This window comes from Komagataeibacter diospyri (assembly GCF_006538165.1).
GTDB lineage: Bacteria > Pseudomonadota > Alphaproteobacteria > Acetobacterales > Acetobacteraceae > Komagataeibacter > Komagataeibacter diospyri.
Window position 1 is genome coordinate 1 of the sequence record NZ_BDLU01000077.1, and the last position, 545, is coordinate 545.

Sequence of the window (545 nt, forward strand, 5' to 3'; positions counted from 1 at the left end):
CTTGGTCGGGAAGAAACGGTAAAGCGAACCGATCGCCGTGCTGGAGCGGGCAGCGATCTCGGTCATCGTCGCCGTCTCGTAAGATTTCTCGGCAAAGACCGTCGTCGCGGCTGCAAGGATCGCTTCAACGCGGTCCCGTCCGCGCTGCCGCGTGGGCGCGAGTGGCGATGAACGGGGCGGGCTTGACATAATGCGAGGGTACCCTCAACTTTCTTTTATACGAGATAGTCCTCGCATAACCGATTTCCCATTGCGGGTCGATGTTCGACCCGACCATGTATCCGTACCTAGCCTGAAGGCGCCGATCCGTGAACAGATTTGACCCGCGAACCACCGCCCTTGTCCTCATTGACCTGCAGAATGGCATACTGGCCCTGCCAACCGCCCCGCGACCATCGTCTCAGGTGCTGGAGAGCGGTAAATCGCTTGCCGCCCGCTTTCGGGATGCAGGTGCTACGGTAGTACTGGTGCGGGTCGCGTTTGCACCCGACTTTGCCGACGCACCGCCGGGTTCCGCCGACCAGCCCTTAAGCCCGCCGGAAGGC

The 545-nt window shown here is 61.7% G+C and carries 2 protein-coding genes; one reads left to right on the forward strand and one right to left on the reverse strand.

Annotation, left to right across the window (positions count from 1 at the left end; all coding sequences use genetic code 11):
- On the reverse strand, positions 1-189 hold a 189-nt coding region (locus tag MSKU9_RS17090), incomplete at its 3' end, for a TetR/AcrR family transcriptional regulator (protein ID WP_141262560.1).
- Positions 190-308: 119 nt separating this feature from the next.
- Between MSKU9_RS17090 and MSKU9_RS17095 the strand changes: the two genes are divergently transcribed.
- Positions 309-545 (forward strand): isochorismatase family protein (locus MSKU9_RS17095; protein ID WP_141262561.1); only part of this gene is annotated, 237 nt, incomplete at its 3' end.